The organism is Chryseobacterium sp. RLHN22 (genome assembly GCF_051011795.1).
In the GTDB taxonomy this organism is placed as follows: Bacteria; Bacteroidota; Bacteroidia; order Flavobacteriales; family Weeksellaceae; genus Chryseobacterium; species Chryseobacterium zhengzhouense.
Map to the genome: position 1 here is coordinate 113,738 of NZ_JBPCHW010000004.1, position 25,137 is coordinate 138,874.

Annotated in this window: 27 protein-coding genes; 16 read left to right on the forward strand and 11 right to left on the reverse strand. The window is 34.9% G+C overall.

Annotation, left to right across the window (positions count from 1 at the left end):
* The first annotated feature begins 19 nt into the window (after nucleotides 1–19).
* From ACR1PN_RS05830 to ACR1PN_RS05875, 10 genes are all read left to right on the forward strand, one after another.
* Nucleotides 20–214, forward strand: a complete 195-nt coding sequence (locus tag ACR1PN_RS05830; protein WP_378174953.1) for a microviridin/marinostatin family tricyclic proteinase inhibitor — start codon at nucleotides 20–22, stop codon at nucleotides 212–214.
* 84 nt (nucleotides 215–298) lie between these two features.
* Nucleotides 299–1,258, forward strand: a complete 960-nt coding sequence (locus tag ACR1PN_RS05835) for an MvdC/MvdD family ATP grasp protein (protein WP_433979243.1) — start codon at nucleotides 299–301, stop codon at nucleotides 1,256–1,258.
* On the forward strand, nucleotides 1,248–2,255 hold the full coding sequence (locus ACR1PN_RS05840) for an MvdC/MvdD family ATP grasp protein (RefSeq protein ID WP_433979244.1): 1,008 nt from the start codon (nucleotides 1,248–1,250) through the stop codon (nucleotides 2,253–2,255). Before ACR1PN_RS05835 ends, ACR1PN_RS05840 begins: the two co-directional genes overlap by 11 nt.
* Nucleotides 2,256–2,264: 9 nt before the next feature.
* Complete coding sequence (locus ACR1PN_RS05845; protein ID WP_433979245.1) at nucleotides 2,265–4,421, forward strand: peptidase domain-containing ABC transporter; 2,157 nt, start codon at nucleotides 2,265–2,267, stop codon at nucleotides 4,419–4,421.
* 3 nt (nucleotides 4,422–4,424) lie between these two features.
* Nucleotides 4,425–5,444 (forward strand): NAD-dependent epimerase/dehydratase family protein, encoded by a 1,020-nt coding sequence (locus tag ACR1PN_RS05850; RefSeq protein WP_433979246.1) that lies wholly within the window; start codon nucleotides 4,425–4,427, stop codon nucleotides 5,442–5,444.
* Nucleotides 5,441–7,210, forward strand: coding sequence for an AMP-dependent synthetase/ligase (locus tag ACR1PN_RS05855; RefSeq protein ID WP_433979247.1), 1,770 nt, complete (start codon nucleotides 5,441–5,443; stop codon nucleotides 7,208–7,210). The genes ACR1PN_RS05850 and ACR1PN_RS05855 overlap by 4 nt, the downstream gene beginning before the upstream one ends.
* Before the next feature lie 14 nt (nucleotides 7,211–7,224).
* Nucleotides 7,225–7,641, forward strand: a complete 417-nt coding sequence (locus ACR1PN_RS05860; RefSeq protein WP_433979248.1) for a hypothetical protein — start codon at nucleotides 7,225–7,227, stop codon at nucleotides 7,639–7,641.
* Nucleotides 7,642–7,669: 28 nt separating this feature from the next.
* Nucleotides 7,670–8,740 (forward strand): diphosphomevalonate/mevalonate 3,5-bisphosphate decarboxylase family protein, encoded by a 1,071-nt coding sequence (locus tag ACR1PN_RS05865; RefSeq protein WP_433979249.1) that lies wholly within the window; start codon nucleotides 7,670–7,672, stop codon nucleotides 8,738–8,740.
* Between the two features lie 25 nt (nucleotides 8,741–8,765).
* Nucleotides 8,766–9,242, forward strand: coding sequence for a hypothetical protein (locus ACR1PN_RS05870; protein ID WP_433979250.1), 477 nt, complete (start codon nucleotides 8,766–8,768; stop codon nucleotides 9,240–9,242).
* Between the two features lie 18 nt (nucleotides 9,243–9,260).
* Nucleotides 9,261–9,410 carry a hypothetical protein gene (locus ACR1PN_RS05875; RefSeq protein ID WP_378174929.1) on the forward strand — a complete coding sequence of 50 codons (150 nt, stop codon included), beginning with the start codon at nucleotides 9,261–9,263 and terminating at the stop codon, nucleotides 9,408–9,410.
* Between the two features lie 72 nt (nucleotides 9,411–9,482).
* Here the strand turns inward: ACR1PN_RS05875 and ACR1PN_RS05880 are convergent, their stop codons facing one another.
* Nucleotides 9,483–10,565, reverse strand: coding sequence for an endonuclease/exonuclease/phosphatase family protein (locus ACR1PN_RS05880; protein WP_433979251.1), 1,083 nt, complete (start codon nucleotides 10,563–10,565; stop codon nucleotides 9,483–9,485).
* Between the two features lie 129 nt (nucleotides 10,566–10,694).
* On the opposite strand from ACR1PN_RS05880, the gene ACR1PN_RS05885 reads away from it, so the two are divergent.
* Entirely contained in the window at nucleotides 10,695–11,138 is a 444-nt protein-coding gene (locus ACR1PN_RS05885) for a nuclear transport factor 2 family protein (RefSeq protein WP_433979252.1), read from the forward strand.
* Between the two features lie 5 nt (nucleotides 11,139–11,143).
* On the forward strand, nucleotides 11,144–11,521 hold the full coding sequence (gene gloA2 / locus ACR1PN_RS05890; RefSeq protein ID WP_433979253.1) for an SMU1112c/YaeR family gloxylase I-like metalloprotein: 378 nt from the start codon (nucleotides 11,144–11,146) through the stop codon (nucleotides 11,519–11,521).
* Nucleotides 11,522–11,524: 3 nt separating this feature from the next.
* Here gloA2 and ACR1PN_RS05895 read toward each other — a convergent pair whose 3' ends face one another.
* From ACR1PN_RS05895 to ACR1PN_RS05910, 4 genes are all read right to left on the reverse strand, one after another.
* The gene (locus ACR1PN_RS05895) at nucleotides 11,525–11,989 is read right to left on the reverse strand and encodes a hypothetical protein (protein WP_433979254.1); all 465 of its coding nucleotides are present in this window, start codon (nucleotides 11,987–11,989) and stop codon (nucleotides 11,525–11,527) included.
* A 28-nt stretch (nucleotides 11,990–12,017) separates the two neighbouring features.
* The gene (locus tag ACR1PN_RS05900) at nucleotides 12,018–12,401 is read right to left on the reverse strand and encodes a DUF1634 domain-containing protein (protein ID WP_378174916.1); all 384 of its coding nucleotides are present in this window, start codon (nucleotides 12,399–12,401) and stop codon (nucleotides 12,018–12,020) included.
* Nucleotides 12,398–13,228, reverse strand: a complete 831-nt coding sequence (locus ACR1PN_RS05905) for a sulfite exporter TauE/SafE family protein (protein ID WP_433979255.1) — start codon at nucleotides 13,226–13,228, stop codon at nucleotides 12,398–12,400. The genes ACR1PN_RS05900 and ACR1PN_RS05905 overlap by 4 nt, the downstream gene beginning before the upstream one ends.
* 114 nt (nucleotides 13,229–13,342) lie before the next feature.
* Nucleotides 13,343–14,104, reverse strand: a complete 762-nt coding sequence (locus ACR1PN_RS05910; RefSeq protein ID WP_433979256.1) for a hypothetical protein — start codon at nucleotides 14,102–14,104, stop codon at nucleotides 13,343–13,345.
* A 129-nt stretch (nucleotides 14,105–14,233) separates the two neighbouring features.
* Between ACR1PN_RS05910 and ACR1PN_RS05915 the strand changes: the two genes are divergently transcribed.
* Nucleotides 14,234–14,782 (forward strand): DUF1543 domain-containing protein, encoded by a 549-nt coding sequence (locus ACR1PN_RS05915; protein WP_433979257.1) that lies wholly within the window; start codon nucleotides 14,234–14,236, stop codon nucleotides 14,780–14,782.
* A 148-nt stretch (nucleotides 14,783–14,930) separates the two neighbouring features.
* Nucleotides 14,931–16,040, forward strand: a complete 1,110-nt coding sequence (locus ACR1PN_RS05920; RefSeq protein WP_433979258.1) for a 5-(carboxyamino)imidazole ribonucleotide synthase — start codon at nucleotides 14,931–14,933, stop codon at nucleotides 16,038–16,040.
* Nucleotides 16,041–16,078: 38 nt separating this feature from the next.
* Here the strand turns inward: ACR1PN_RS05920 and ACR1PN_RS05925 are convergent, their stop codons facing one another.
* Both ACR1PN_RS05925 and ACR1PN_RS05930 read right to left on the reverse strand, forming a co-directional pair.
* Nucleotides 16,079–16,438: a hypothetical protein gene (locus ACR1PN_RS05925; protein WP_433979259.1), complete on the reverse strand. Its 360-nt coding sequence runs from the start codon at nucleotides 16,436–16,438 to the stop codon at nucleotides 16,079–16,081.
* A gap of 40 nt (nucleotides 16,439–16,478) precedes the next feature.
* Nucleotides 16,479–17,396, reverse strand: coding sequence for a DMT family transporter (locus ACR1PN_RS05930; protein WP_433979340.1), 918 nt, complete (start codon nucleotides 17,394–17,396; stop codon nucleotides 16,479–16,481).
* Nucleotides 17,397–17,605: 209 nt separating this feature from the next.
* Here ACR1PN_RS05930 and purE point away from each other — a divergent pair, with 209 nt between their 5' ends.
* Complete coding sequence (gene purE / locus ACR1PN_RS05935; protein WP_433979341.1) at nucleotides 17,606–18,109, forward strand: 5-(carboxyamino)imidazole ribonucleotide mutase; 504 nt, start codon at nucleotides 17,606–17,608, stop codon at nucleotides 18,107–18,109.
* A 202-nt stretch (nucleotides 18,110–18,311) separates the two neighbouring features.
* Here the strand turns inward: purE and ACR1PN_RS05940 are convergent, their stop codons facing one another.
* From ACR1PN_RS05940 to ahcY, 4 genes are all read right to left on the reverse strand, one after another.
* Nucleotides 18,312–19,979, reverse strand: coding sequence for a BspA family leucine-rich repeat surface protein (locus ACR1PN_RS05940; RefSeq protein WP_433979260.1), 1,668 nt, complete (start codon nucleotides 19,977–19,979; stop codon nucleotides 18,312–18,314).
* A gap of 18 nt (nucleotides 19,980–19,997) precedes the next feature.
* A complete protein-coding gene (locus ACR1PN_RS05945) occupies nucleotides 19,998–21,668 on the reverse strand; it encodes a BspA family leucine-rich repeat surface protein (RefSeq protein ID WP_433979261.1) in 1,671 nt (556 codons plus the stop codon).
* A gap of 263 nt (nucleotides 21,669–21,931) precedes the next feature.
* Entirely contained in the window at nucleotides 21,932–22,324 is a 393-nt protein-coding gene (yiaA, locus tag ACR1PN_RS05950; RefSeq protein ID WP_433979262.1) for an inner membrane protein YiaA, read from the reverse strand.
* Between the two features lie 377 nt (nucleotides 22,325–22,701).
* Nucleotides 22,702–24,015 carry an adenosylhomocysteinase gene (ahcY, locus tag ACR1PN_RS05955; RefSeq protein ID WP_378174889.1) on the reverse strand — a complete coding sequence of 438 codons (1,314 nt, stop codon included), beginning with the start codon at nucleotides 24,013–24,015 and terminating at the stop codon, nucleotides 22,702–22,704.
* A gap of 158 nt (nucleotides 24,016–24,173) precedes the next feature.
* Here ahcY and ACR1PN_RS05960 point away from each other — a divergent pair, with 158 nt between their 5' ends.
* Entirely contained in the window at nucleotides 24,174–24,704 is a 531-nt protein-coding gene (locus tag ACR1PN_RS05960; RefSeq protein ID WP_433979263.1) for a HugZ family protein, read from the forward strand.
* Nucleotides 24,705–25,137: the final 433 nt, after the last annotated feature.

Genomic DNA, 25,137 nt, shown 5'->3' on the forward strand with positions numbered 1-25,137 from the left:
TCAATAAAAATATTTCATTATGGAAAAGAAAAAGTTAAAAAAACCGTTCTTTGCTTCGTTTTTAGAAAATCAGATTAAAGATACAAAAGCGGTTAAAGGCGGAGCTTCCGCATCAGGAATTACCGTTCCTACAAAAGATACAGTTACCAAACCTGCGTATGATGGTCAGCAGACTATGAAATATCCGTCTGATGGTGACGAAAGCGGAGTTTAATACCTCCTCAATTTAGAGCATATTAACAATTTATATTGGAAGGAAACTTAGACGTCAAGTTTCCTTTTTTATTATATTTAAAACATGATTCTCTGCATCACCCATTCTCAGGATTTTTATACTATCGACCTCTTTTTTGATTATTTGATATCGAAAAATATTCCTTTTTTTCGACTGAATTCTGATTACTTAAATCATCAGATGAAATTAAATCTATATGATGACTCATTTATCATAACGGATGAATCAGGAAATCAGATCAATTCTAAAGATATAAAAGCAGTTTGGCATCGCAAAACCTGGAGTATTACCGTTCCGGAAGACCTTGATGAAAATTATAGAAATATTTATCTAAATGAATATGAAAGTTTAAAATTCAACCTTTTCACAACTCTTGAGCATCTTCCTTGGATAAATCCGTTGCAGGCTGAAAGAAAAATTGAGTTTAATAAAATATTACAGCTTAAATTAGCTGAAAAAAACGGCTTAATAATTCCCAAAACCATTTTTTCTAATGATGAAGAGACCGTAAAAGAGTTTTTTTATCAGCACTGTCATGGAAAGGCGATTGCAAAACTTCACGGAACGATTTCAAAATCAATGAACGGTCAGGAAATGGTTTCGACCTTATTGTTTGACGAAGATAACCTTGAACAGCTTTCTGACATTGCCGTTTGCCCGATGATTTTTCAGCCTTATATTGAAAAAGATTATGAACTGAGAATTGTCTATCTTAATGGAGAATTTTTTACAGGAAAAATCAATAATAAACTTCATGTAGACTGGAGAATTGCTCAAGCAGAATTTTTCTGGGAAGAATATGAGCTTCCGGAAAATATTGAAGAAAATTTAACCTTAATGATGCAAGAAATGGGTTTGGTTTTCGGAGCCATCGATATGATAAAAAGTACCAACGGAAATTATTATTTTCTGGAAGTTAATCCGCAAGGTGAGTGGGGAATGTTACAGAAAGAATTAAACTTCCCGATTGCACAGAGAATCGCAGATTATTTGATAAACAGAATACACACCAATGAACAATAAAATCTTAATCATCACCCATACACAGGATAGTTTTTCGATTGAAAAAGTCACAGAATTTATTATTGAAAACAAATTTGAAGTCATCCGTTTTGATGTCGATTTATATCCTTTAAAAAACCAATTATCCACCATTTTTGAAAATGGAAAATGGATTTCTTATCTGAAAACTGAAGATCAGAAAATCCGTCTTGATGATATTTCTGCGGTTTGGTATCGCAGAGCATACAACATCGGAACAGGTTTGAAAGAAGAATTGGAAACCAAATTTTTCGGTCCTGCAATGGGAGAAATCAGACATACACTTTTCGGATTTATGGAATCTCTGGATTGTTATTCTTTAGGAAAACCAAGCGTTTACCGAAGAATCGACAGCAAAGAAGAGCAGCTTAAAATTGCCAATAAATTAGGTTTCAAAATCCCTGAGACCTGCATTACAAATGATTCTGAAGAAGCAAAACGTTTTATTCTGGAATATCAGAATGTGGTTGGAAAAATGCAGACCGGTTTTGCCATCTATGAAGATGGCGTTGAAAATGTGGTTTTCACGAATGTGATTGATGAAGAAAGTCTGGAAAGATTAGATTCATTGGTGTATTGTCCGATGCAGTTTCAGAAGAAAATTGAAAAGAAAAAAGAACTTCGGATTACGATTGTGGGGCAGGAAGTTTATGCTTTCGAAATCGATTCTCAGCAATCCGAAGACGGAAAAACCGATTGGAGAAAAGATGGTGTTAATTTGATTGACAAATGGAAAAAAACAAAAATTCCGTCATCAATAGAGCAAAAACTTTTGAATTTGCTTGATGTTTATAACGTTGATTATGGTGCGGTCGACATGATTGTTTCGCCCGAAGATGACTATTATTTTATTGAAATTAATGCAGCCGGCGAATTTTTCTGGCTCGATAATCTTCTGGATGACCATGCGATTTCGAAAAGTATTGCCGATATTCTTTGTGGAAAAGTTCCGAGAAGGAATAATACTGTTTTAAAATAGTTTTTCAGCGTGGCGAAGGTTACTTTTTACAGACAGCTCGATTCGATGGATTGCGGACCGACCTGTCTCAGGATCATTACCAAATATTTCGGGAAAAAATTTTCTGCGGAATATCTTCGCCTGATTACCTTCCAGTCCAGAACGGGAGTGAGTTTTCATGATTTAATTTCTGCATCTCACGAACTGGGTTTTGAAACACTTGCCGTAGAAACGGATTTTGAAAGGCTTATGTTAGAGGCTCCGAAACCTTGTATCCTACATTGGAAAAAAGAACATTTTGTGGTTTTGCTTCCACAGGAAAAAAGCAATAAAATCCTGCTTGCTGACCCGGAATATGGCAAAGTTCTGCTTTCCGAACAAGAATTTAAAAACGGCTGGCTTCAGAATAATGAAACAGGAAAAGCGCTTTTGCTTGAACCTACTCAGCAGTTTTTCGAAAAAAAAGAAGAGAAAGTTCAGGAAGGATTCAGCTTTCTTTTTTCTTATTTAAAACCTCACAGAAAATCGTTGATTGTATTGGTTTTCACTTTGCTTTTGACGAGTATTATTACTTTGGCTTTTCCGTTTCTTACCCAGAATTTGGTAGATAAAGGAATCAATTCGAAAGATAAAAATCTTGTTTTGATGATTATTGCGTCACAGATTTTTCTTTTTTCGGGAAACAGTTTTATGGAACTTATCCGGAGTTGGGTTATGCTGAAAGTCAATACGAAAGTTAATATTAAACTCATCAGTGATTTTATAGAAAAACTGATTAAGCTTCCGGTTTCTTATTTTGAATCTAAAAAACTGGGCGATATTCAGCAGAGGATTTTAGATCATCAAAAAATAAACTCCTTTCTTTCAACGAATACACTTTCCATACTTTTTTCATTTTTAAATCTCATCGTTTTTTCGGTGGTTTTAGGAATTTACAATCTTGTTATTTTGTTGATTTTTTTCGTTTTGAGTGCACTTTCAGTGATCTGGATTTCCGTTTTTTTAAACCGGAGAAAAATTTTAGACCAGAAAGAATTTGTTTTAAACAGCAAAAATCAGAATATTCTGAACGAGATGGTTTCGGGAATGTCTGAAATCAAAATCAACCAGTCAGAAAATTTTCAAAAATTAAAATGGGAAAATTTACAGCATGATGTTTTTGAAAGAAATAAAAAAGCTCTGAAACTTTCTCAATACCAGATGATTGGGTCAGGTTTCATTTCACAGTTAAAAAATATTCTGATTACAGGTTTCTCTGCTTTTGCCGTTATCGAAGGTAATTTGACTTTGGGAATGATGCTTGCGATAAGTTTTATCGTCGGTCAGATGAATTCGCCTTTCGACCAGCTTTTATATTTTATCGAAATTTCTCAGGATGCTAAATTAAGTCTCGAAAGAATTTCTGAAGTTCACACAAAGCCTGTAGAGAATACAAATCAGGAAATCAAAGAAATTAATACAAGTAAGGATATAATTCTTAATAATATCAGTTTCGGTTTTGGAGATTTTCTGATTCTGAAAGATTTGAATGCAATTATTCCAAAAGGAAAAGTGACGGCAATTGTCGGTGAAAGCGGAAGCGGAAAAACCACACTCTTCAAGCTCCTGCTTAGATTTTACGAGCCTGATTCCGGACAAATTAATTTTGGAGAACATTCACTTTCCGATATTGCTCTTAATGAATGGCGAAATATTACGGGAACGGTTTTGCAGGAAGGTTTTGTTTTTTCTGAAAGCATCCGCCACAATATAACTCTTAAACAGGATAATATTGATGAAAATCTGCTGAATTATGCCGTAAAAGTTGCAAATTTGCAGAAATTAATCAGTCAGCTTCCGCAAGGTTTAAATACAGTTGTCGGAAATGACGGAATGGGTCTGAGTACAGGGCAAAAGCAAAGAATTTTAATTGCAAGAGCGGTATATAAAAATCCTGCAGTTTTTCTTTTGGATGAAGCAACAAGTGCTTTGGACGCGCAAAACGAAAAAGAAATCATGGAAAATCTTTTTGATTTTTTTAAAGGAAAAACCGTCATTATTATTGCGCACCGACTCAGTACCATAAAAAATGCAGACCAGATTCTGGTACTTCATGAAGGAACTTTTGTAGAGAAAGGAAATCATGCAGAACTGCTGGAAAAAAGAAATTATTATTTTAATTTAGTGAGCAATCAAGTAGGAATATAATAAATGGTTTTTGTAACAGGAGCAACAGGAATTTTAGGCAGAGTCATCGTTCTCGAACTTCTGAAAAAAGGAAGAAAAGTACGGGCTGCCAAAAGACCTTCAAGCAATATTGACGAAGTAAAACATTCTTATCGGTTTTATACCGAAAATCCGAACGATTTTTTTAATAAAATCGAATGGATTGATGTTGATTTTGACGATATTCATTCTATTGAGTTCGCTTTAAAAGATGTTACAGAAGTTTATCATTGTGCTGCCAAAGTAAGTTTTCATCCGAAAGATAAAAAAGAAATGGAGCATACCAACATCAAAGCGACAGAAAATCTTCTGTATGCTTGTGAAAAATCTTCCGTTGAAAAATTTCTTCATGTAAGTTCAATAGCCGTTTTAGATGTATTGAACGAAAAAGGAGAACTTGACGAAAGTTCGGATTTTAATGCCAAAGAAGAGCATTCTGCTTATGCCATTTCAAAACATCTTTCTGAAATGGAAGCTTGGAGAGCTTCTGCAGAAGGAATGAATATTATCATCATCAATCCGGGAATGATTATCGGAAGCGGAAATTGGGGCAAAAGCAGCGGCGATATATTTCCGACTTTTGAAAAAAACAGTTTTACTTTTTCGGGTGGAACCAATTATGTGGATGTAAGAGATGTTGCCGAAATTGCAATTCAGTTAATGGAGAAAAATACTTTCGGAAAACGATTTGTGGTTGTTTCCGAAGGTAAAAAATATGCTGATCTCGGAAGACAGATTCGGACAAAATTAGGATTAAAAGAAGCCAAAATTCTTTCAAAATCTCAACTAAATTTGGGAAGAGTTGCCAACATTCTTTTAGGATGGCTCATTCCTCAATTAAGAATGATTACCAAAACGAATATCGAGTCTATTTCGACAATGACTAAGATTTCTAATCAAAAAATAAAGGAAGAATTAAATTACCAGTTTATACCTGTTTCTGAAAGCATCAACTTTCATCTCAATAATTATATTAACGATAAAAAGCTGAATAAAAACGAATGAATCTTGCAGAGGCAATCATTAGAAAAAATGTAGAAAAACATCCTTTAAAATCAGCAATTGGCTTTAATAAAAAAGATGCGGGATGGAAAGAACTGAGTTGGAAAAAATTCGGTGAAATTGTTTTTAAAACAGCAAATGCATTGAAAAATGCAGGAATTCAGGAAAATGATAAGGTAGCAATTTACTCGGATAATTCTTCCGAATGGATGATCTTTGACTTGGCTGCAATGACGATCGGAGCCATCACGGTTCCCATTTATTCTACAAATAATGCAGAACAGGCAGAATATATCATTAACGATTCTGGTGCAAAGTTAATTTTAGCGGGAGATCAGGTTCAGTATGATGCTTGTCTGGAGCTTGTGAAAAAAGAAGAAAGTACCCTGGAAACGATTGTTGTTTCTAAAAAAGCAGTCTGGATCAAGAAAGAATTCAGCAGTTTTTATCTTGAAGATTTTATTGCTAAAGCATCTCCAAAAATCGAGTTCTGCAAGAAAGAATATGAAGATATTGCCACCTTAATTTATACATCCGGAACAACAGGAACACCAAAAGGAGTAATGTTGACCCACGGAAATTTTATTAAAGCTTTCAATGCGCATTTTGAATTTTTTAAATTTAAAAATTTTGAAGAAGAGCTATCATTGGCATTTTTACCATTAACCCACGTTTTTGAAAGAAGCTGGAGCCTGCTTTGTTTATATGGCGGAGCAAGAGTTTATTTTCTGGAAGATCCAAAAAATATTGCCAAAACTCTGGAAGAGGTTAAGCCCACGATGATGTGTGCTGTACCAAGGTTTTTTCAAAAAATATATGCAGGAGTTTTAGAAAAAGCAGAAGAAAGTTCTTCATCAAAAAAGAAAATTTTCAACTGGGCATTAAAAACAGGTTGGGAAACCGCAGAACTAAGAAGAAATGAAAAACCAATTCCTTTTGGTTTAAAAATAAAAGAAACGCTTGCTGATCTTTTGGTTTTCAGTAAGGTAAAAGAAAAAATGGGTGGAAGACTCTGGTTTTTACCTTGTGGCGGAGCCTCTCTTTCACCGGAAGTTACCCGTTTTTTTGAGTCGATCGGAATTCATGTGACGGTTGGCTATGGTTTAACTGAAACTACCGCGACTTTAACACTTTTTCCATTTACTCATTTTGAACACGGTACAAGCGGAAAGCCTCTTCCCGGAGTAGAAATCAGAATCGGAGAGAACGATGAAATTCAGGCGAAAGGAAACGGAATTATGAAAGGATATTATAACCGATCTGAAGAAACCGAAAAAGTTTTTACCCAAGATGGTTGGTTTAAAACCGGAGATGCGGGGAAAATAGATTCCAATGGAAATCTTACCATTACAGATCGCCTGAAAGATTTAATGAAAACTTCCAACGGAAAATATATTGCGCCACAGATGATCGAAAATCTGCTGACCAATAATAACTTCATCCAGCAGATTGTTTTGATTGCAGAAGGCAGGCAGTTTGTTTCAGCTTTAATTGTTCCGAATTTTGAATTTCTGCAAGATTATTTGAAGAAAAACAATATCAGCTTTACAAATTGGGAAAAGATTGTTCAGAAAGATGAAATTGTCGGTTTTTATAAAGAAAAAATAAAAGATCTTCAGCAACATTTGTCTGATTTTGAAAAAGTGAAGAAGTTTACTTTATTGCCCTCTGAATTTGAAATCAGCAGCGGAGAAATCACGCCGACTTTAAAGGTGAAAAGAAACATCGTGCTGAAAAAATATGCAGATGTAATTGAAAAAATGTATTAGCCTTTTTACAAAATATGCTTGAAATCGAATTTGAAGAACCAGTTAGTGAAATTTGTGATTGTTGTGGAAATATAACCATAAAACTTACACGTTTTGTATACGAAAATGATAGTGCTTTTGCAATTTATTATGTTCGTTTTACTAAAGATCATGATGATTTTTTGGGTTTGATATCTTTAGGAGATTGGGGAACAGACGAAATTCCATCAAATAGAACGTCATTTTTATTTAAATTGTGGGTTGACAAAGAAAATTGGAATGTAAGTATTTTAGACGGTAATGAATCTCCATGGAATTCTGAAATTTTGGGTAAATTATTACAGAGGGAGGAGGCATTAAAACATCCTTGGATTAAAGATGTTTTTCATATTACAGATCATATGGTAGAAGAGGATCAAGAGTTAATAAAATACTTTAATAATCAAGGTTAAAATAAGTTTACCATTTTAAACTAAAATTATGACAACAAACGATTTTTTAGGAAAAGAAAATTTTACGATACAGAATAAAACAGTTTCAGAAAGCTGTCCATCCAATATTGCGTTGATAAAATATTGGGGGAAATATACAGACCAGATTCCCGCAAATCCGAGTATCAGTTTTACCTTAAATCACTGTAAAACCAATACAGAAATGGAATTTGTAGCAAATGAGCCATTTTCTGTTCAGACTTTTTTAGCAGGAAATGAAGAATTAAAATTTGCCGAGAAAATCGAGAAATATTTCAAAAATATTGAGCAATATTTACCATGGATTTTAAAAGGAAAATATATCATCAGAACAGAAAATACTTTTCCTCACAGTTCAGGAATTGCAAGTTCAGCTTCAGGTTTCGGAGCGATTGCAAAATGTCTGATGAAATTAGATGAACAATTTTCAGAATCATCCATGATCAATGATCAATCATCATTCATGCTCAAAAAAGCATCTTTTCTGGCAAGATTAGGAAGCGGAAGTGCTTGCAGAAGTCTTTACAACGGCTTGGTTGTTTGGGGGAAATCGGATGAGGTTGAAGGAAGTTCTGATTTATTTGCCGTGAAATATTCTGACGACGAAATCCATCCTGTTTTTAAAGATTTTAATGATTGGGTTCTGTTGATTCATGAAGGGGTAAAAAGTGTTTCTTCAACGGTTGGCCATGGTTTAATGAATACCAATCCGTACGCGGAAAGAAGATTTCAGGAGGCGAGAGAAAATTTTGTTCCGATGAAAGCAATTCTGAAATCCGGGAACATGGAAGAGTTCATCAAATTGGTGGAACATGAAGCTTTAACACTTCACGCCATGATGATGATGAGCGAACCTGCTTTTATTCTGATGAAAACCGGAACATTAGAAGTCATTAATAAAATCTGGGACTTTAGAAGAGAAACAAATTTACCTCTGTTCTTTACCTTAGATGCAGGTGCAAACGTTCATTTGTTGTTCCCAAATGATGGTTCTGAAGATCAGATAAAATCATTTATTGAAGCTGAATTTTTACAGCATACTCAGAAAAATGGAGTGGTGAAAGATGTGATGAAATGGTAAGAAATCCCTTCTTTTAGTTTTAAATATGGAAGATATTTATTTAGATAGAAAAGTAGATACAGAAGAAATAGGGAAAAAACTGCACAATCTATTTCCAAGTCTTTCAGTGTTTTATTATGATTTTAAAGATATTCCTCCAACAGATTTGGATATTGAAAATTCAAATCAAATCTTTTTTAATACATATTATCAAAAAGAAAAATTTGAATTTGGATTTACCATTTCAATTTACCGAACTCCAGATGAAAATTCAAATGAAAGAGCGATGTTTATTGCAAAATCATTTTCTGACAGTTTTAAAGTGAGGACTTTGGTACCTTATATTCTTCCTCAAAATCCTCAAGATCCATACTATGATATTATTTTCGATAATGGAAAAATCTTTTTGGCAGATGATTGTAGCACAAGTTTCGGAGATGATACCGATGGAATTATGAAAATTATCAAGGAGTATAACTTAAATATTTATTCTTTCGATAGTTATGCGAAAATGTCTTATTGAAAATTTTTAAACCATTTAATGAAAAAGAAAATCTTCATCGTTATTCTCGTTATTTTGATCTTATCTTTACTTTTAGTAGAATATCAAAAAGGCGAAGTCATCGAAACTTGGGGAAGAAACAGAACAATCAATTGGGAATGGGATTGGCGAAATCTTTGGCCTTTTTAAGTAAGTAACAAAAGCGGACTTTGGTTCGCTTTTTTTGATTTAGTAACTCTAAATTGAGAATGATACAATAAATCAATCCTCGGTCACAACAGCATCACGTTCTCCATCTTCCTCTTTTCCTTCCTGAATCATTTCTTCGGCTTCTTGTTTTTCTTCAGAATCAGCCGTTTCAATGCGTTCTCCTTGCTGGTTGTTTTTTTCATCAATAAAAAACTCACAATAAACTGGTAGATGGTCAGAACCGAAGTTTTCAAGGGTTTTTAATTCTTCAATGAAAATATCTTCACTATGAAACATCAAATCAATCGGAAACCTGAAAAGCTTGTATTTCGCATGAAAAGTAGACACAAAAGCACGACCAACCCGTGGATCGATCAGTTCGCTTGTTTTTCTAAATAAAATAGAAGATTTAGACCATGCAACATTATTGAAATCGCCTACAACAATAACCGGTTTTTTAATTTCTGTCACCCTTTTTGCCACACTCAAAATATCTCCGTCTCTTTCTTTGGAAGTTTCTTCCTCAGTGGGACTTGGAGGTGGCGGATGAACGCCAAAAAATACAAATTCAAAACCTTCTTGTGTTTTCAAATGTGCTTCAATAGAAGGAATATCGTCTGCGACAAAAAAATGCGTTTTTGAATCTTCAATTTTTATTTTAGAATAAAAATGCATTCCATAGGTGTTTTCCAACGTCACTTTATGCTGATACGGGTAATCGTTTTCTAAAACCTGCAATGCATTTTCCCAGTGACTGTCACTTTCCATCGTTAAAAACATTTCAGGTTTGTTTCGATTGATCAAATCAATAAAGCGATTGTGTTCTTTATTAAATTGGTAAACATTTGCCGAAATAAAATGGATTTTCTTTGATGAATGTGAATTTCTCTGATGTTTTTTGACAGGATAAAGCGGAGTATATTTTACCAATGTTATCCCGTGATAGATAAATAACACCAATAAAAAAAACTGAGAATACCAGAAATATTCATTTCTTTCTATAAAAAAACCAAAACCAAAAATAATAATGGTAAGATAAGTAATCTGAATTTTACCAAAATCAGGAACACGAAAAATCCAATGTGAACTTGGGATTTTTGGTAAGATGGTGAAAATGAATAATAAAGAGATAAATGTATAATAAATGATCGGCATATACGTTCGATAAAGATATAAAATTAAGATATTTTTGCCTTTATTCAAGTTCAAATGTTCTTAAAAATTGTATAATTAACAGAGATTCCGAAATAAAATTTCATTAATTTTATCGTTAATATTCCCAAAATGAAAAAAATAGCTTTTATCGTTCTGCTGTTTCTAACTTGTTTCTGTTTCGGACAAATTTCTCAGGAAAATCAAATCAAAGAAACCATTAATAATCTTTTTCTCGGAATGAAGAATGCTGATGCAAAAATGGTAAGCTCAGTTTTTTATGAAAATGCTATTCTGCAAACCATTTCAAAAGATGAAACAGTGAAAACGGATGAACTGAAAAATTTTGTTTCCTCAATTTCTAATTTAAAAAAGAATGATTTAGATGAGAAAATAAAGTATTCTTCCATTCAGATTGACGGAAACTTAGCGAGTGTTTTTACACCGTATGAATTTTATTTTAGAGGGAAATTTTCACATTGCGGAGCCAATAGTTTTCAGCTGGTAAAACAAAACAATGTTTGGAAAATTCAATATTTAATCGATACAAGAAGAAAAGAAAACTGCAAAAAATAAATTAAATGCAAATCCATCACATCGCCATTATTTGTTCAGACTATGAAGTTTCAAAAAAATTCTATACTGAAATTTTAGGATTGAATATCATCCGTGAAGTCTACCGTGAAGAAAGACAGTCTTACAAATTAGATTTAGCAATCGGAGATCATTATGTCATTGAGTTATTTTCATTTCCAGATCCTCCAAAGCGTCCTTCCAGACCAGAATCTTGCGGATTAAGGCACTTGGCTTTTTCTGTTGAAAACGTGAATGAAAAGCGTGAAGAATTAATTGAAAAAGGTTTAAATTGTGAAGAAATCCGCATTGATGAATTTACCGGAAAAGAGTTTTTCTTTACACAGGACCCGGATGATTTACCATTGGAGTTTTATGAATTGTAAAGACTAAATTTTAATAAGTTTGATGATATGCAAATTATCTTTTCTCTTCTGAATTTCTTTAACAATAAAATTTTCAGTTTTCTTTTTACTTTTAATAATAAGAATTAAATTTTCATCGTCAATATAATCAACTTCATACCAGTCATCACCTGTTGTTACTATTGATAATAGTGGTTCAGAGCAAATATACGATTCATTTTTTATGAACTTGTTTTTTTTGTAAAAAGTCCAATTGTTATATCTACAACAATCTGAATAATTTTCAAATTTCGTTTCATAAAGATTTATTTCGTTACTATCTTTATCAATGCATATTTTCCAGGAATTTTCGCCAATGTGCATCTTTGATTTTTTAGTTTGTGAAATACTTTTTCTGAATATTATTTCAAGTTCTCTTTTTGAAATTTTAGACTGACTAAATATTACAATAAATTGAAAAAGTATAATAAGCAGTAATGCTTTTTTCAATAAAATCATTGATTTTTTCAAAATAAAATTAATGTGCGTAACCCGTAAAGAAACTCACCGCCATAATCGCCAAAACAATAGATGAAATCACTACGTAAACATAATCTTTTTCTTTCAGATAGCCGATTAATGCAAAGATAATTCTCATTAAGGGTGTAAAAATCAGCATCAGAATTCCGAGTTGGATGATAGCCATACCTTCTCCTTTACAAAGCGTGTCCCAAAAATGTCCCCAAACTTTTTCGGAAGACGTTCCCATATCGAGAAGCTTATACTTTCGGGGCATTTTAAAGCCTTCCGTGAAAAGTTTAATAAAACCAATCAGAGAAGTGGTAACCGATAGAATAACGCCCAAACGAAGAAGATTTCCGACAGAACGGTTAAGATCAACATCTGTAAAATTCTTTCTCATGAGAAATTGCTTCTAATACCGTTATACATCATGTAAACTGAAAGTATGGTGATGACAATTGCAAAAAATGTCTTCAGTTTTTTAGTTTTTGATACCATTAAAGTTTTAGAACCGATAAAGCTTCCAACGACAACACCCACTAAAACCGGTGCCACAATTACCGGAATAATTTCTCCTCTCTGGAAATAGATCAGTGAACTTGCAACCGCCGTTACACCAATCATAAAATTACTGGTCGTAGTAGAAACTTTAAATGGAAGCCTCATCATATTATCCATCGCCAAAACTTTCAAAGCTCCTGAACCGATTCCTAAAAGTCCGGACATTGCTCCCGCAAACATCATCATGAAAAATCCAGGAATGGTATTTCTTGCAGCATAGCTTTTTACAATCCCTTTATCAGGAAAAGTTCCATAAAGCTTTAATTTGTCTTCCAGACTTCCTTTAATTAAAGGTTCTTGGTGATCCGGTTTGCCTTTTAGATTTAAAATAACGGTAAGCAAAAGGATACTTGCGAAAATAATTCCGATCGTATTCGGATTCAGCATTCCGGAAACCAAAGCTCCCACAATAGCACCTGCAGTGGTGGCAATTTCAAGAAACATCCCGATTCTCATATTGGTAAAACCTTCTTTTACGAAAGCTACGGCAGCTCCGGAAGAAGTTCCGATTACCGAAATCAGCGAAGCACCGATTGCATAATGCATAGGAACTCCGAAACCAAGGGTTAATAAAGGGATGATAATAACACCTCCTCCCAAACCGGTAAGCGAACCTAAAAGTCCGGCTGAGATGGCGCCAAGAAAAAGAATGATGATCTCCGACATGTTACAAATATAAAACTATTGCGGTTTTCGGGCAAACATTAACTTAATATTATTTTTTAGATTATAAAAGGCAATTTAAGCTGTCTTTTAATCAAATTAAAGCAAATTAAATCCTCAAAAAAAGTAATAAGTTAATCTTAGATTTGGATAATAAATAGTTCCAAAATATTTTAACTGATGAATATATTCTTTGTTTTTATAATTCCATGTGTATTGATAATCGGATTCTTTTGTCTGGATTTTTTGAATAGGAATATTCATATTTACTCCAACATCATATTGATTTCTTGCTCCGAAATTTAACCCGAAACCAATATTTGAACTTATGGTATAGCTTTTTTCTCCTAAATTGGTGTTGTAAGTATTTTCAAAATTGATACTTCCATTAAAATTTTCTTGCGATTCTCCGATTCCTTCATTGTAACTCATGACATTATTGTTGTAATCGGTACCTACACTTGCTTCAGCATATAAATAATTTTCTCTGAGTGGAAATAACCTTCTGTAACCAACAAATAAAGAGATGCAATCATATTTTTGTCCGAAAGTTTCTTTATTAGTAAAAGGTATTTCGGGTTCATTTAGATTGTAATCATATTCTATTTTTTTCCTTGTAAGCAAAAGATCAGCAAACAATTTATTTTCTTCATTTAAATTTTTCATAAGTTTTAAACCAATGTAAAGTGAAACAGGTTTATTTGAACTAAAATGGTTTTTATCAACAGGAAGAGTTTTTTTATAAAAGTTGATTCCCGAACCTAAAGTTAATCCCAATGAATAATCAGATTGTGAAAAGTAATTCTGAGAAAAAATAAATGGGATAAGAAAAATAGTTTTAAAGAATAATTTCATGGTATAGTTTATCAGTTTCTTCATCTAACGATAAAACTTTAATTTAATTTTTTAATTTTCATTTTTTCTTTCTAATCAAAACTATTGCGGTTTTCGGGCAAACATTTAAATAAAGATTATTTTTTGCCGTATTTTTGCAGAATGGAAACCTCAATGAAACTGTTTTACATGATCCTCGGAGCTACTCCGAAAGGTAGAAATATCGAGCAGCACGACGTATTTTTCGGAATTGCAGAAAGCCTGAAAGATCTCGTTCCCGACATCAAAGAATTCTGGAAAGAAGCGGAAGGGAAAATTCATCTAGATTGTTATCAGGAAGTTAAATTTGCAGATGGTTTTGAGGTGAAAATTGTTGAAAAAGGGGATAAGGTTTCAGAAAATCAACTGTATTTTATCAATTTAGGAGGATATAAGAAAGGTTATTTTGAGGAGTTTCATGAGCAACATTTAATGGTGGGAACTTCAATGGCAGATATTGTGAAAAAAGCAAAACAGACTGATTTTTACAAAACAATGGGTTTTGAAGGAGCAGTGAGCCACATCGATGATAAGCACGGAGTCGATATTGATGATATTTTCAACGTGAATGATATTCTACCTGAAAAAATGAAAGAAAAATATTCTATTGTTTTGATTAAATCTGAAGCAGAAAATCAGCAAAATCCAATGGGATTGGGTTATTTAAAAATTGATAAAATTTAGTATACATTATGTTCTTCGCTGAGTGAAATCATAGATTCGACGTAGTCAAACGCCTTTGCGAACGAAAAATACACAGAGTAATTTGAATAAATCTTTGCGCACTTTGCGTTTAAATTGAACTTAAATCTAATAAAAATTAAAATAAAAAATGAAAATAGGAATTTTAGGAGGCGGTCAGTTAGGACGAATGCTGATTCAGGAAGCGTTGAAATACGATGATGAGTTTTATACTTTAGATCCGGCTTCAGATGCGCCTTGTCATAATATTTCATATTTTACACAAGGGAATTTCAATGATTATGATACCGTTTTAGAATTCGGAAAAGATAAAGATGTTGTCACGATTGAAATTGAGCAAGTGAATGCAGATGCTTTGGCCGAACTTGAAAATCAGGGCATCAAAGTAGTTCCGAATTCTCAGATTATTAAAACGATTCAGCAGAAGATTCTTCAGAAGAAATTTTATGAAGAGCACAATATCCCAAGTCCTGAATTTGAAATCATGGACGGAAGTTCAGACGAAATAAAAATGCCCCTTCCTTTTGTACAGAAAATGAATACAGGAGGTTATGATGGAAAAGGAGTTCAGGTAATCCGTACCAATGAAGACATGAAAAATCTTTGGACTCAGGATTCTGTTCTTGAAAAATTGGTGGATATCGACAAAGAACTTTCGATAATTGTTGCTAAAAATGAAAACGGTGAAACGCAAACTTTCCCGGTAACAGAAATGGTTGCAGATCCGAAATTAAATTTGTTGGATTTCAATGTTTGTCCGGTTCATTTAGCGAAAGAAATTGAAGAGCAAATTGATGCAATCACTGAAAAATTTTTGGCTGCAGTTAATTCTCCCGGATTATTTGCTATCGAGTTGTTTTTGGATAAAGAAGGAAAAGTTTGGGTTAACGAAACGGCTCCGAGATTACACAATTCAGGACATCAAAGTCAGGAAGGAAATGCCAATTCACAGTTTGAGCAGATGTACCGTGTCGTGAAAAATCTTCCTTTGGCAGATACGGATGCGATTATTTACAGCGGAATGCTGAATTTGGTTGGAGCAGAAGGATTTTCAGGGAAAGTAATTTATGAAGGGATGGAAGAAGTTTTAAAATTACCTGAAACGTACGTTCATTTATACGGAAAAACAGAGACTAAACCGGGAAGAAAAATGGGCCATATCAATGTTTTGGCAGATTCGAGAGAAGAATTGATGGAAAAACTGATTCAGGTGAAATCGATGGTAAAAGTAATTGCTTAAATTATTATTTAGGAAGACTGCTTTTGGGCAGTCTTTCTTTATTTTGATATGATTTTCGGCAAATCAATCGTCCATTTTTTCTCGGTTGAATTCCATAATAGATAAGGTCCTCCTAAACCGTCATCATAAAATAATTCATAATTTCCTTTTTCATCTTTCGTATAAACCGGTTTCGCATGATTGTCTTTTTCTAATCCTAATTGCTCCAAAGTTTGCCAATCGTTTTCTTCCGGAAGTTTATAGTTTTTTGTACGGTAACTTTCTATGTTTTCAATAATTTCATTTCCGGTTTTTATATCAGATTTTCTCGTGATTTCTATGGGAAGATTCCAATAAATTGTAAATGAAATAATTATTAAAATAATTAGGGTTATGGAGGTTATGAGTGTTTTTTTCATAGTTTAGAGTGTTATTCGTAACAGTTTAAATATTACTATATTAAATTGATTGTTTCTCAATCTTTTTCCTTTTAAAAAGCTCTTTGTTATAATTAATTATAAAAACACCTACAATAATCAGCACCGCTGCGCTGATAAATTTAGCAGAAATTTTTTCATTCAGAATCAGCCAGCTTAAAAATATGGAAATAATCGTATTTACATACGCTAAAATAGAAACCTGAACCGGTGAAACCCTCGTTAAAGCATAATGAAATGCAAAAAACGCTGCCACAGAACCGAAAACGGCAAGGTAAATCATGGCTGAGATACTTTTTACGCTCCAGTTTTCAAAATTATACGACTCGGAAAAAAGAAATGCAAAACAAAGCTGTACGATTCCTGCGAAAATAAACTGATAGAAAAGATTGAGCGAGATATTCCGGCTTTGAATATTGAGTTTTTTAGTGAAAATCGTTCCTGAAGCCCAACCTCCGATAGCAATGAAAAGGTAAATGATTCCCATGCGGTAATCGGAATTTGCCATGTCGGATAAACCATCCCAGAAAATAAACAAAATCCCACTGAAACAGAGTAAAACACCAAAAAATGTTCTGAGTGTAAATTTTTGAAGACCAATAGCAACACTTCCGAGAAACACAACAATGGGCGAACAAGCACTGATCAACGATGTTAAACTGCTTGTTACTTCTTCCTCTGCAACAGTTGTCATTCCGTTGGCAACAATTAGCATCAATGTTGAAAATATAAGCTGATATCCTAAGTTTTTCCAGCCAATCCATTTAAACTCTTTTTTATACAAAAGAATGATCATCATAATCATCGCTGCCAAAAACTGACGGATTCCTGCAACAAACCAAGCCGGAATAGTTTCTACGGCAACTCTGATCGCAAGAAATGTAGTACCCCAAACAATGGCAACCGTAAAAATGGCTAAAGTAAGCTTGTAGTTTTTCAAAAGATAGAAATAAAGTGCAAAGATAGTGCTTTCTGAAGGTGAATTGTGGATTTTGCTTTGCAAGTCAATGGTAATTTTTAATATTAAAATAAATTCGAAATTATTAAGATTTACAGTGAAGCAAATTCACAATTGACGATTCACAATTCATAATTTACCATTCACTTTTAAAATGATTATCTTTGAAGAATCTAATAAACGAAAGAAAAATGGTAGGAATCATCATGGGAAGTCAGAGCGACTTACCAATCATGGAACAGGCAGCAACTTTTTTGAAATCTTTGGATATTCCGTACGAACTAACAGTTGTTTCGGCGCACAGAACTCCTGAAAGAATGTTCGACTATGCAAAAACAGCAAAAGAAAGAGGTTTGAAAGTAATTATTGCCGGAGCAGGAGGAGCGGCTCATCTTCCGGGTATGGTGGCAAGCTGCACAACGTTACCGGTAATCGGGGTTCCGATTTTATCGAGCAATTCTATCGACGGCTGGGATTCGGTTTTGTCTATCCTGCAAATGCCGGGCGGAATTCCTGTGGCAACCGTTGCATTGAACGGCGCGCTGAACGCCGGAATTTTAGCTGCTAAAATTTTAGGAAGCGCAGATGAAAAGATTGCCGGAGATCTTCAGAAATATCAGGATTCTTTGAAGGAGAAAGTTTTAGGAACGGTGGATGATATCAAATCTAAACATCCCAATCATTACGATTCATAAATAATTACACAAACCCGCTGAAAAAGCGGGTTTACTGTTTACTTTTAAGTAGGTGAAAAGAGCTGCTGCGTGCCTCTTTGCATTTTCCCACCACCGCCGAAGTTTTCTGTAGTTGCTGGTTCGGTAAAGGTTTTTGGGAACTTTTACTCTTAATTATAGTGAAAGTGAAAGTTTTTAAGGTGAAGAGCAAGATCTCGAGTTTCTATTTCTTGATGAACTTAAAATTCTTTATAGACATTTTATCGGTAATTTCGAGCAGGTAACTTCCTTTTACAAGATTTTGTACATCAATGGTTGCTTCATTTAATTTTCCGTGTATAACCAATCTTCCATTGCTGTCAAAAACTTTGTAGTACTCTGTGTTTTTACTGTCTTTTAGATAAATAAAATCTGAAGCGGGATTAGGGTAGATCGAAAACTCGTTTTTAAATTTGATTTCAGATAGCGACAAATTAGATTCGCAGTTTGCATTGTAGACATCTCCCACAATTGTCCAGCCTTTTGCTGTTATCAGTTGATTTCTGGCAGTAATAGCTGCGGGATGAGCGTAATTGAGAGGTGAAGCATTCATAATGCTGATGTTGTTTGGGGTTGCGGGATTTTGGCTCCATCCGTAGAGTGTACTGTCATAATTCTGGCAGTTTAAACCGGAATTAAAAAACATCATCTCGCCTAAAGTAAGAGATGACAAATTCCAGCTTCCCAAATTTTGATTAAAATTTGTAGCTCCATTGAACATATTCTGTATATTGGTAATATTGGAAGTGTCCCAGCTTCCTAAAGGCTGATTAAAAGTGGAAGCGCCAGCAAACATTCCGTTTGATAAAGTGACATTTGAAGTGTTCCAACTTCCGAGAGGCTGATTAAATGCGGTTGCATTAAAAAACATAGTGCGAAGATCCGTAATTGATGAGGTATTCCAGCTTCCGATGGGTTGATTAAAGGCTTTTGCGAATGCAAACATGCCTTCCAGTGAAGTAATTTGTAAAATATTCCAATTTGCAAGAGGTTGATTAAAAGCCCATGCGTTGGAAAACATATATTTTACATTCTGCACATTTGCCATATTCCAGTTGCCAATAGGCTGGTTGAAACTTTTTGCGGTGTTAAACATACTTTCCATTGTGATTACCTGAGAGGTATTCCAGTTTCCGATGGGCTGATTGAAATTTTGAGCCATTGTGAAAGTGCCCCTCATGTTCTGAACATTTGATGTATTCCAGTTTCCGATGGGTTGATTAAAGAGGAGACAGCCGGTGAAGGTATTGGAGAGATCAGTCACCGAAGAGGTATTCCAGTTATTGAAAGAACTATTTCCTGTCAGTGTTTCACAGTTTTCAAACATATGAGACATATCGGTCACATTACTCAGGTTAGGGCTGTCTGTTGCTGTAATCTGCAGGAATCTGCACGAGTGAAAAGCGTTGTTCATGGACGTGAACGCTATAGTGCCCCACTGGTTGATTTCTATAATCTTGTGGACATCGCCCTTAGCCAAATAGGTGCTGCCCTGAGTTTCTCGGAATGCGATCCTCTGAAAATTACCGTTTCCGTTACTTACTTTTACTCGATATGTTGCGCTCTGAGGCAAAGGATTGAGGGGAGTACCAAAATCTAAAAGTATCTGGTAGGCAGATGTCACGTTATTCATCGTCATATGATGGGACGGATAACCCACTTCCTCCCAATAAATGGTATAATTATTTCCACGGAACGGAGCCCACACCTGATTCTGTGAAGATGGATATGGCGCATCAGGCAGGGATGAATTTGAATAATTACTCGGTTTCCAGGTCGTAATAAACTCATTTTGCGCCTTTGGAAAAAAGCCAAGGAGAGAAATGATCAAAGTATAGAAAGCCTTTTTCATATTGTATTTTGTTGATTGTTATTTCTTTACAATTTTAAGGCTTTTTATTGTATTACCGATAATTATCTGAAGAATATAATTTCCTTTCGATAAACTCCTGATGTCAATTTGATTTTTGTTTAGATTATCCTTTACAATCAGTCTTCCTGCGACATCATAAATTTTATAGCTCAGACCACTTTTTAGATTTTTCACATAAATAAAATCAGATGCGGGATTTGGATAAATACTGAAATTGTCGGGTAGAGTTGACTCTAGTGCGGTAAGTACTGATTCACATCTGTCGTCATAAGAGTCTCCGGTGATTGTCCAGCCTTTAGCATTAATCAGGTTGTTTCTTGCTGATACTGCTGCACTGTGAGTATAAATCAGTGGCGCTGCGCTGCTGATATTGATGCCATTCGGAGTCGTAGGATTTAGGTTCCAGCCATAGAGAGTTTTGTCATAATTTTGGCAATTAAGCCCTGAGTTCTGCAGCATACCTGAAGCGTTAACAAGAGCACCCAAGTTCCATGTACCGAGATTTTGGTTAAAACTGGAAGCTCCAGCGAACATATTTTGCATGAAGGTGACCTGTGAAGTGTTCCAGGTGCTGATATTTTGATTGAAAGCAAGTGCGCCCTGAAACATTGTCGCCATGTTGACGACATTTGTAGTGTTCCAGCTGCTTAGAGGCTGATTAAATGAAGAGGCATTATAAAACATTCCTTCCATGGTGGTGGCAGCGGAAGTGTTCCAGTTTCCGATAGGCTGGTTGAATGCCTTAGCACTCAGAAACATGTGATTCATTTGCCAAGCTCCGGATACATTCCAGTTTCCGATAGGCTGATTAAAGGCCCAAGCATGGGAAAACATAAATTCCATTTCTGCAACATTTGAAACGTTCCAGTTGCCGATAGGTTGATTAAATTTTCTGGCATTATTAAACATTGCATCCATCGCAATAACTTGGGAGGTGTTCCAGTTTCCGATAGGTTGATTGAAGTTTTGGCACATCAGGAACATCGCACCCATATTCTGCACTTTAGCAGTATTCCAGTTACCGAGGGGCTGATCGAAGAGAATACATGTGGTAAAAGCTCCCGACAGGTTGGTTACTTCGGAAATATCCCAGTTGTTGATAGTAGCGTTGCCAATTAGCGACGTGCAGCCGGAAAAAATCCCCGCCATATCGGTAACATTGCTGAGGTTGGGAGTGTCTGTAGCAGTCATATTCAGGTTTAGACATCCGGTAAATGCGCCATTCATCGAAGACCATAGTACAGAACCCCATTGATTGATTTCCGTAATTTTTAAGAAGTCCCCCATTGAGTTGTCAGAAAGTCCACTTTCATTGTCTCTAAAAACTACACGGTGAAAGTTTCCTGCGCCGTTCGTCACCTTTACGGTGTATGTGGCGTTGGTGGGGATGGGATTTAATGGTGTTCCAAAATCCAGCAAAATCTGATTTTGGGAAGTGACACCAGTGAGCGTGGAATTGTGGGAAGGATAGCCCACTTCTTCCCAGTACACCGTATAGTTTGTTCCGCGGAAAGGGGCCCATGCCTGTGTGTCGGATGATGGAAAAGGTGGAGAAGTTGGTAGTGGATTTTGGTGATTTCCGGGTTTCCAGGTGGTGATAAATTCATCCTGTGCTTTAACAGAGACGCAACATAAGACGAAGATTAACAGTAAAGTAAATTTTTTCATAGTATATTCTGTCTGGTGTTAAGTATTAGTAATTTTAGTATCCATGATCATGTTTAGTGGCTATAATTTCCTTTATTGGCATGCCTTTGCCGTTCAGTTTCTCCAGGTTTACATTGGGTAAGCAGTCTCTGGAATGTCTGAATTCTTTACTTTCTGTTATTAAACAGATGCTGTAAAATAACAGTCAAATATAGTAATTTATTTTTCATTTTATTGTGAGATAAAACATGAAAAAACCACCTTTTAAGGTGGTTATGAGTAGTTTATTCCTGCATCATGTTGTCCCGGGTATTTTTCTGGACGGCAATGGCACCAAATAAAGCCAGAAGATAAGCAAGGCCATAAAAGCCTTTTTCACTCGGAAGGATAGTGGCATTCCAAAGTCCGATTGCCAGCAAAACAATAGATGATATTGTTGCAAACCAGCATATTCCGTAATAGATGTCGGTTACTTTAATATTTTCTAAACGGTCGCGAACCGCTTTTTGAAGAGAAACTACGGCAAACAATCCGTAAAGTAGGATGGTAAAGTAGTATCCCTTTTCATTAAGCTGCATTTCTGCTCTGACAAGACCGACAATGAAACCAATCATTCCTGCCGCTAAAGCGATCCATGATGCAGCGATAAATGCATTTGAAACTCCTTGTTTTTTCATTACTTGTAATTTTAAGTTTATTATTAAATCAAATATATGTTTTTTTTTGAATTGATGGGGTTATTTATTTCCTGTCAGGTTGAAAATTTCCTAAAGTAACTTTAAACCTTTGCTATCTATAGAAGCGATATCCTTTTTTGTTTACGGAAAAATATCAATAATAATCTCATTTTAATTTTTTACCATTGCAGCTATTTAATACTGTGTAATAGGCATGATTGAGCAAGGAAAAATGCCCCTTCATTTTATTTTTAATTTTTCAACAATAGAAATTCCTTGTTAAATTAGAAAAAGTATTTAACAAAAAATCCCACTATTTTGAATAATGGGATTTAATTTTATATGAGATCCTTTGACAAGCTCAGGATGACAATTTTTTAGTATCTGTAATATTCTGGCTTGAATGGTCCTTCAACAGAAACACCGATATAATCAGCCTGTTCAGGAGAAAGAGTTTCCAGTTCTACGCTTAATTTCTTAAGGTGCAAAGCGGCTACTTTTTCATCTAAATGTTTAGGCAACATATAAACTTCATTTCCGTAAGCTTCAGAGTTGTTCCAAAGTTCGATCTGAGCCAAAGTCTGGTTAGAGAAAGAGTTAGACATTACAAAAGAAGGGTGACCTGTAGCACAACCAAGGTTTACCAAACGACCTTCAGCAAGAATAATCACTTCTTTGCCTTCGATGGTGTAGATATCAACCTGAGGCTTCACTTCAGATTTTGTGTGACCGTAGTTTTTGTTTAACCAAGCCATATCGATTTCGTTATCGAAGTGACCAATGTTACAAACGATCGCTTTATCTTTCATTTTAAGGAAATGCTCTCCTCTTACGATGTTGAAGTTACCTGTTGTTGTAATAATGATATCTGCGTTATCAACTACAGTATCCAGTCTTTTAACTTCATAACCGTCCATTGCAGCCTGTAAAGCACAGATTGGATCAATTTCAGTTACCGTAACGATAGAACCAGCTCCTCTGAAAGATGCGGCAGTACCTTTACCTACGTCTCCGTATCCGCAAACTACCACTCTTTTTCCGGCAAGCATTACGTCAGTCGCTCTTCTTACAGCATCTACTGCAGATTCTTTACATCCGTATTTGTTGTCGAATTTAGATTTAGTCACCGAATCATTTACGTTGATAGCAGGCATTACCAAAGTTCCGTTCTTCATTCTTTCGTACAATCTGTGAACCCCCGTTGTAGTTTCTTCAGAAAGTCCTTTGATTCCGGCAGTAAGCTCAGGATATTTATCAAAAACCATGTTCGTTAGATCACCACCATCATCCAAAATCATGTTCAAGGGCTTTCTGTCTTCTCCAAAGAAAATAGTCTGCTCAATACACCAGTCGAATTCTTCTTCGTTAAGACCTTTCCAGGCATAAACCGGAATTCCGGCAGCAGCAATCGCAGCAGCAGCGTGATCCTGTGTAGAAAATATATTACAAGATGACCAGGTAACTTCAGCCCCAAGAGCAACCAAAGTTTCGATCAAAACTGCAGTCTGAATAGTCATGTGAAGACATCCTGCGATTCTTGCCCCTTTAAGAGGTTGAGATGGCCCGTATTCTTCACGAATTGCCATTAAGCCCGGCATTTCAGCTTCAGCCAATGTAATTTCTTTTCTTCCCCATTCTGCAAGAGAAATGTCCTTAACTTTATAAGGAACGTATTGTGTTGTTGTACTCATATCGTATGAATATTTTATTTCGAATTTTAAAACGCAAAATTACAACTAATAATTAAGATAAAAAAACAGCAAAAAATCAGTTATATGAGATATTGCAGGCTTAAGTTTATTTATTTTAAATCTAAATAGTGTATTTTTGTGGTAGATAAATCTATTTTATGAATCATACAAATACTCAGGAAGAAGCAAAAAGACAGGCGAAGCCATTGGCTCCAAAAGTGAAAGAACTTATTGAAAGAAGTAAAAGTGTTATTCTGGCAACAGTAGATGCAGAAGGAACTCCGAATTCGAGCTATGCACCGTTTGTGCAGGTTGGAAATACATTTTACGTATTGGTGTCTTTTATGGCAAAACATACGAAGAATCTTGCAGACGGAAGAAAAACTTCTGTCATGTTCATCGAAGACGAGTCTGCAACAAAACAAATCTACGCAAGAGAAAGATTAACAATCGAAGCATCAACTTCTCAGATTGAAAGAGATTCTGAAACATGGAATGCAGTTGTTTCTCAATTGAAAGAGAATCACGGTAAAGTAGTTGATGTAATTGCCGAGATGAAAGATTTTATTCTAATAGGTCTTCACCCAATAAAAGGTTCTTATGTAAACGGTTTTGGAAGCGCTTATTTCGTAGATGAAAATCTTGAAATCATGGAGCATAGAAACGATCAGAATCACCAATCTAAATAAGCTGGATGTTGGAAGCTGGATGCGGGATGTTTTACAACTAACTGCTTTAGTTTTTTAGCTTTAAATAATATTGAATTCACTTGAGTCTTAGATTTAAGTGGATTTTTTTTGACGTAGGGTGCTGGAAGCTGGGTGCAGGATGTTTAAATGTTTGCGTGTAGGTTTTTAACTTTTAAAAAATATTGAGTTCACTAAAATGTTATGATTAAGCGTTTTTTTATAATTAAATTTAGTAAAATTTCATGGTCTGATTGTCGTGCTGAAAACATTTCTGCGGTTTATGTAATTATTTTTGATGCTTTCAGCATGACAAATTTGTGTTAATATTAGATTTCAATTGAGAATTTCGCTTCAGAATACTAATCACAAAACATCCAGCATCACACATCCAACACCCAGCTCAAAAACTTCCATCACCCAGCTTCCATCATCC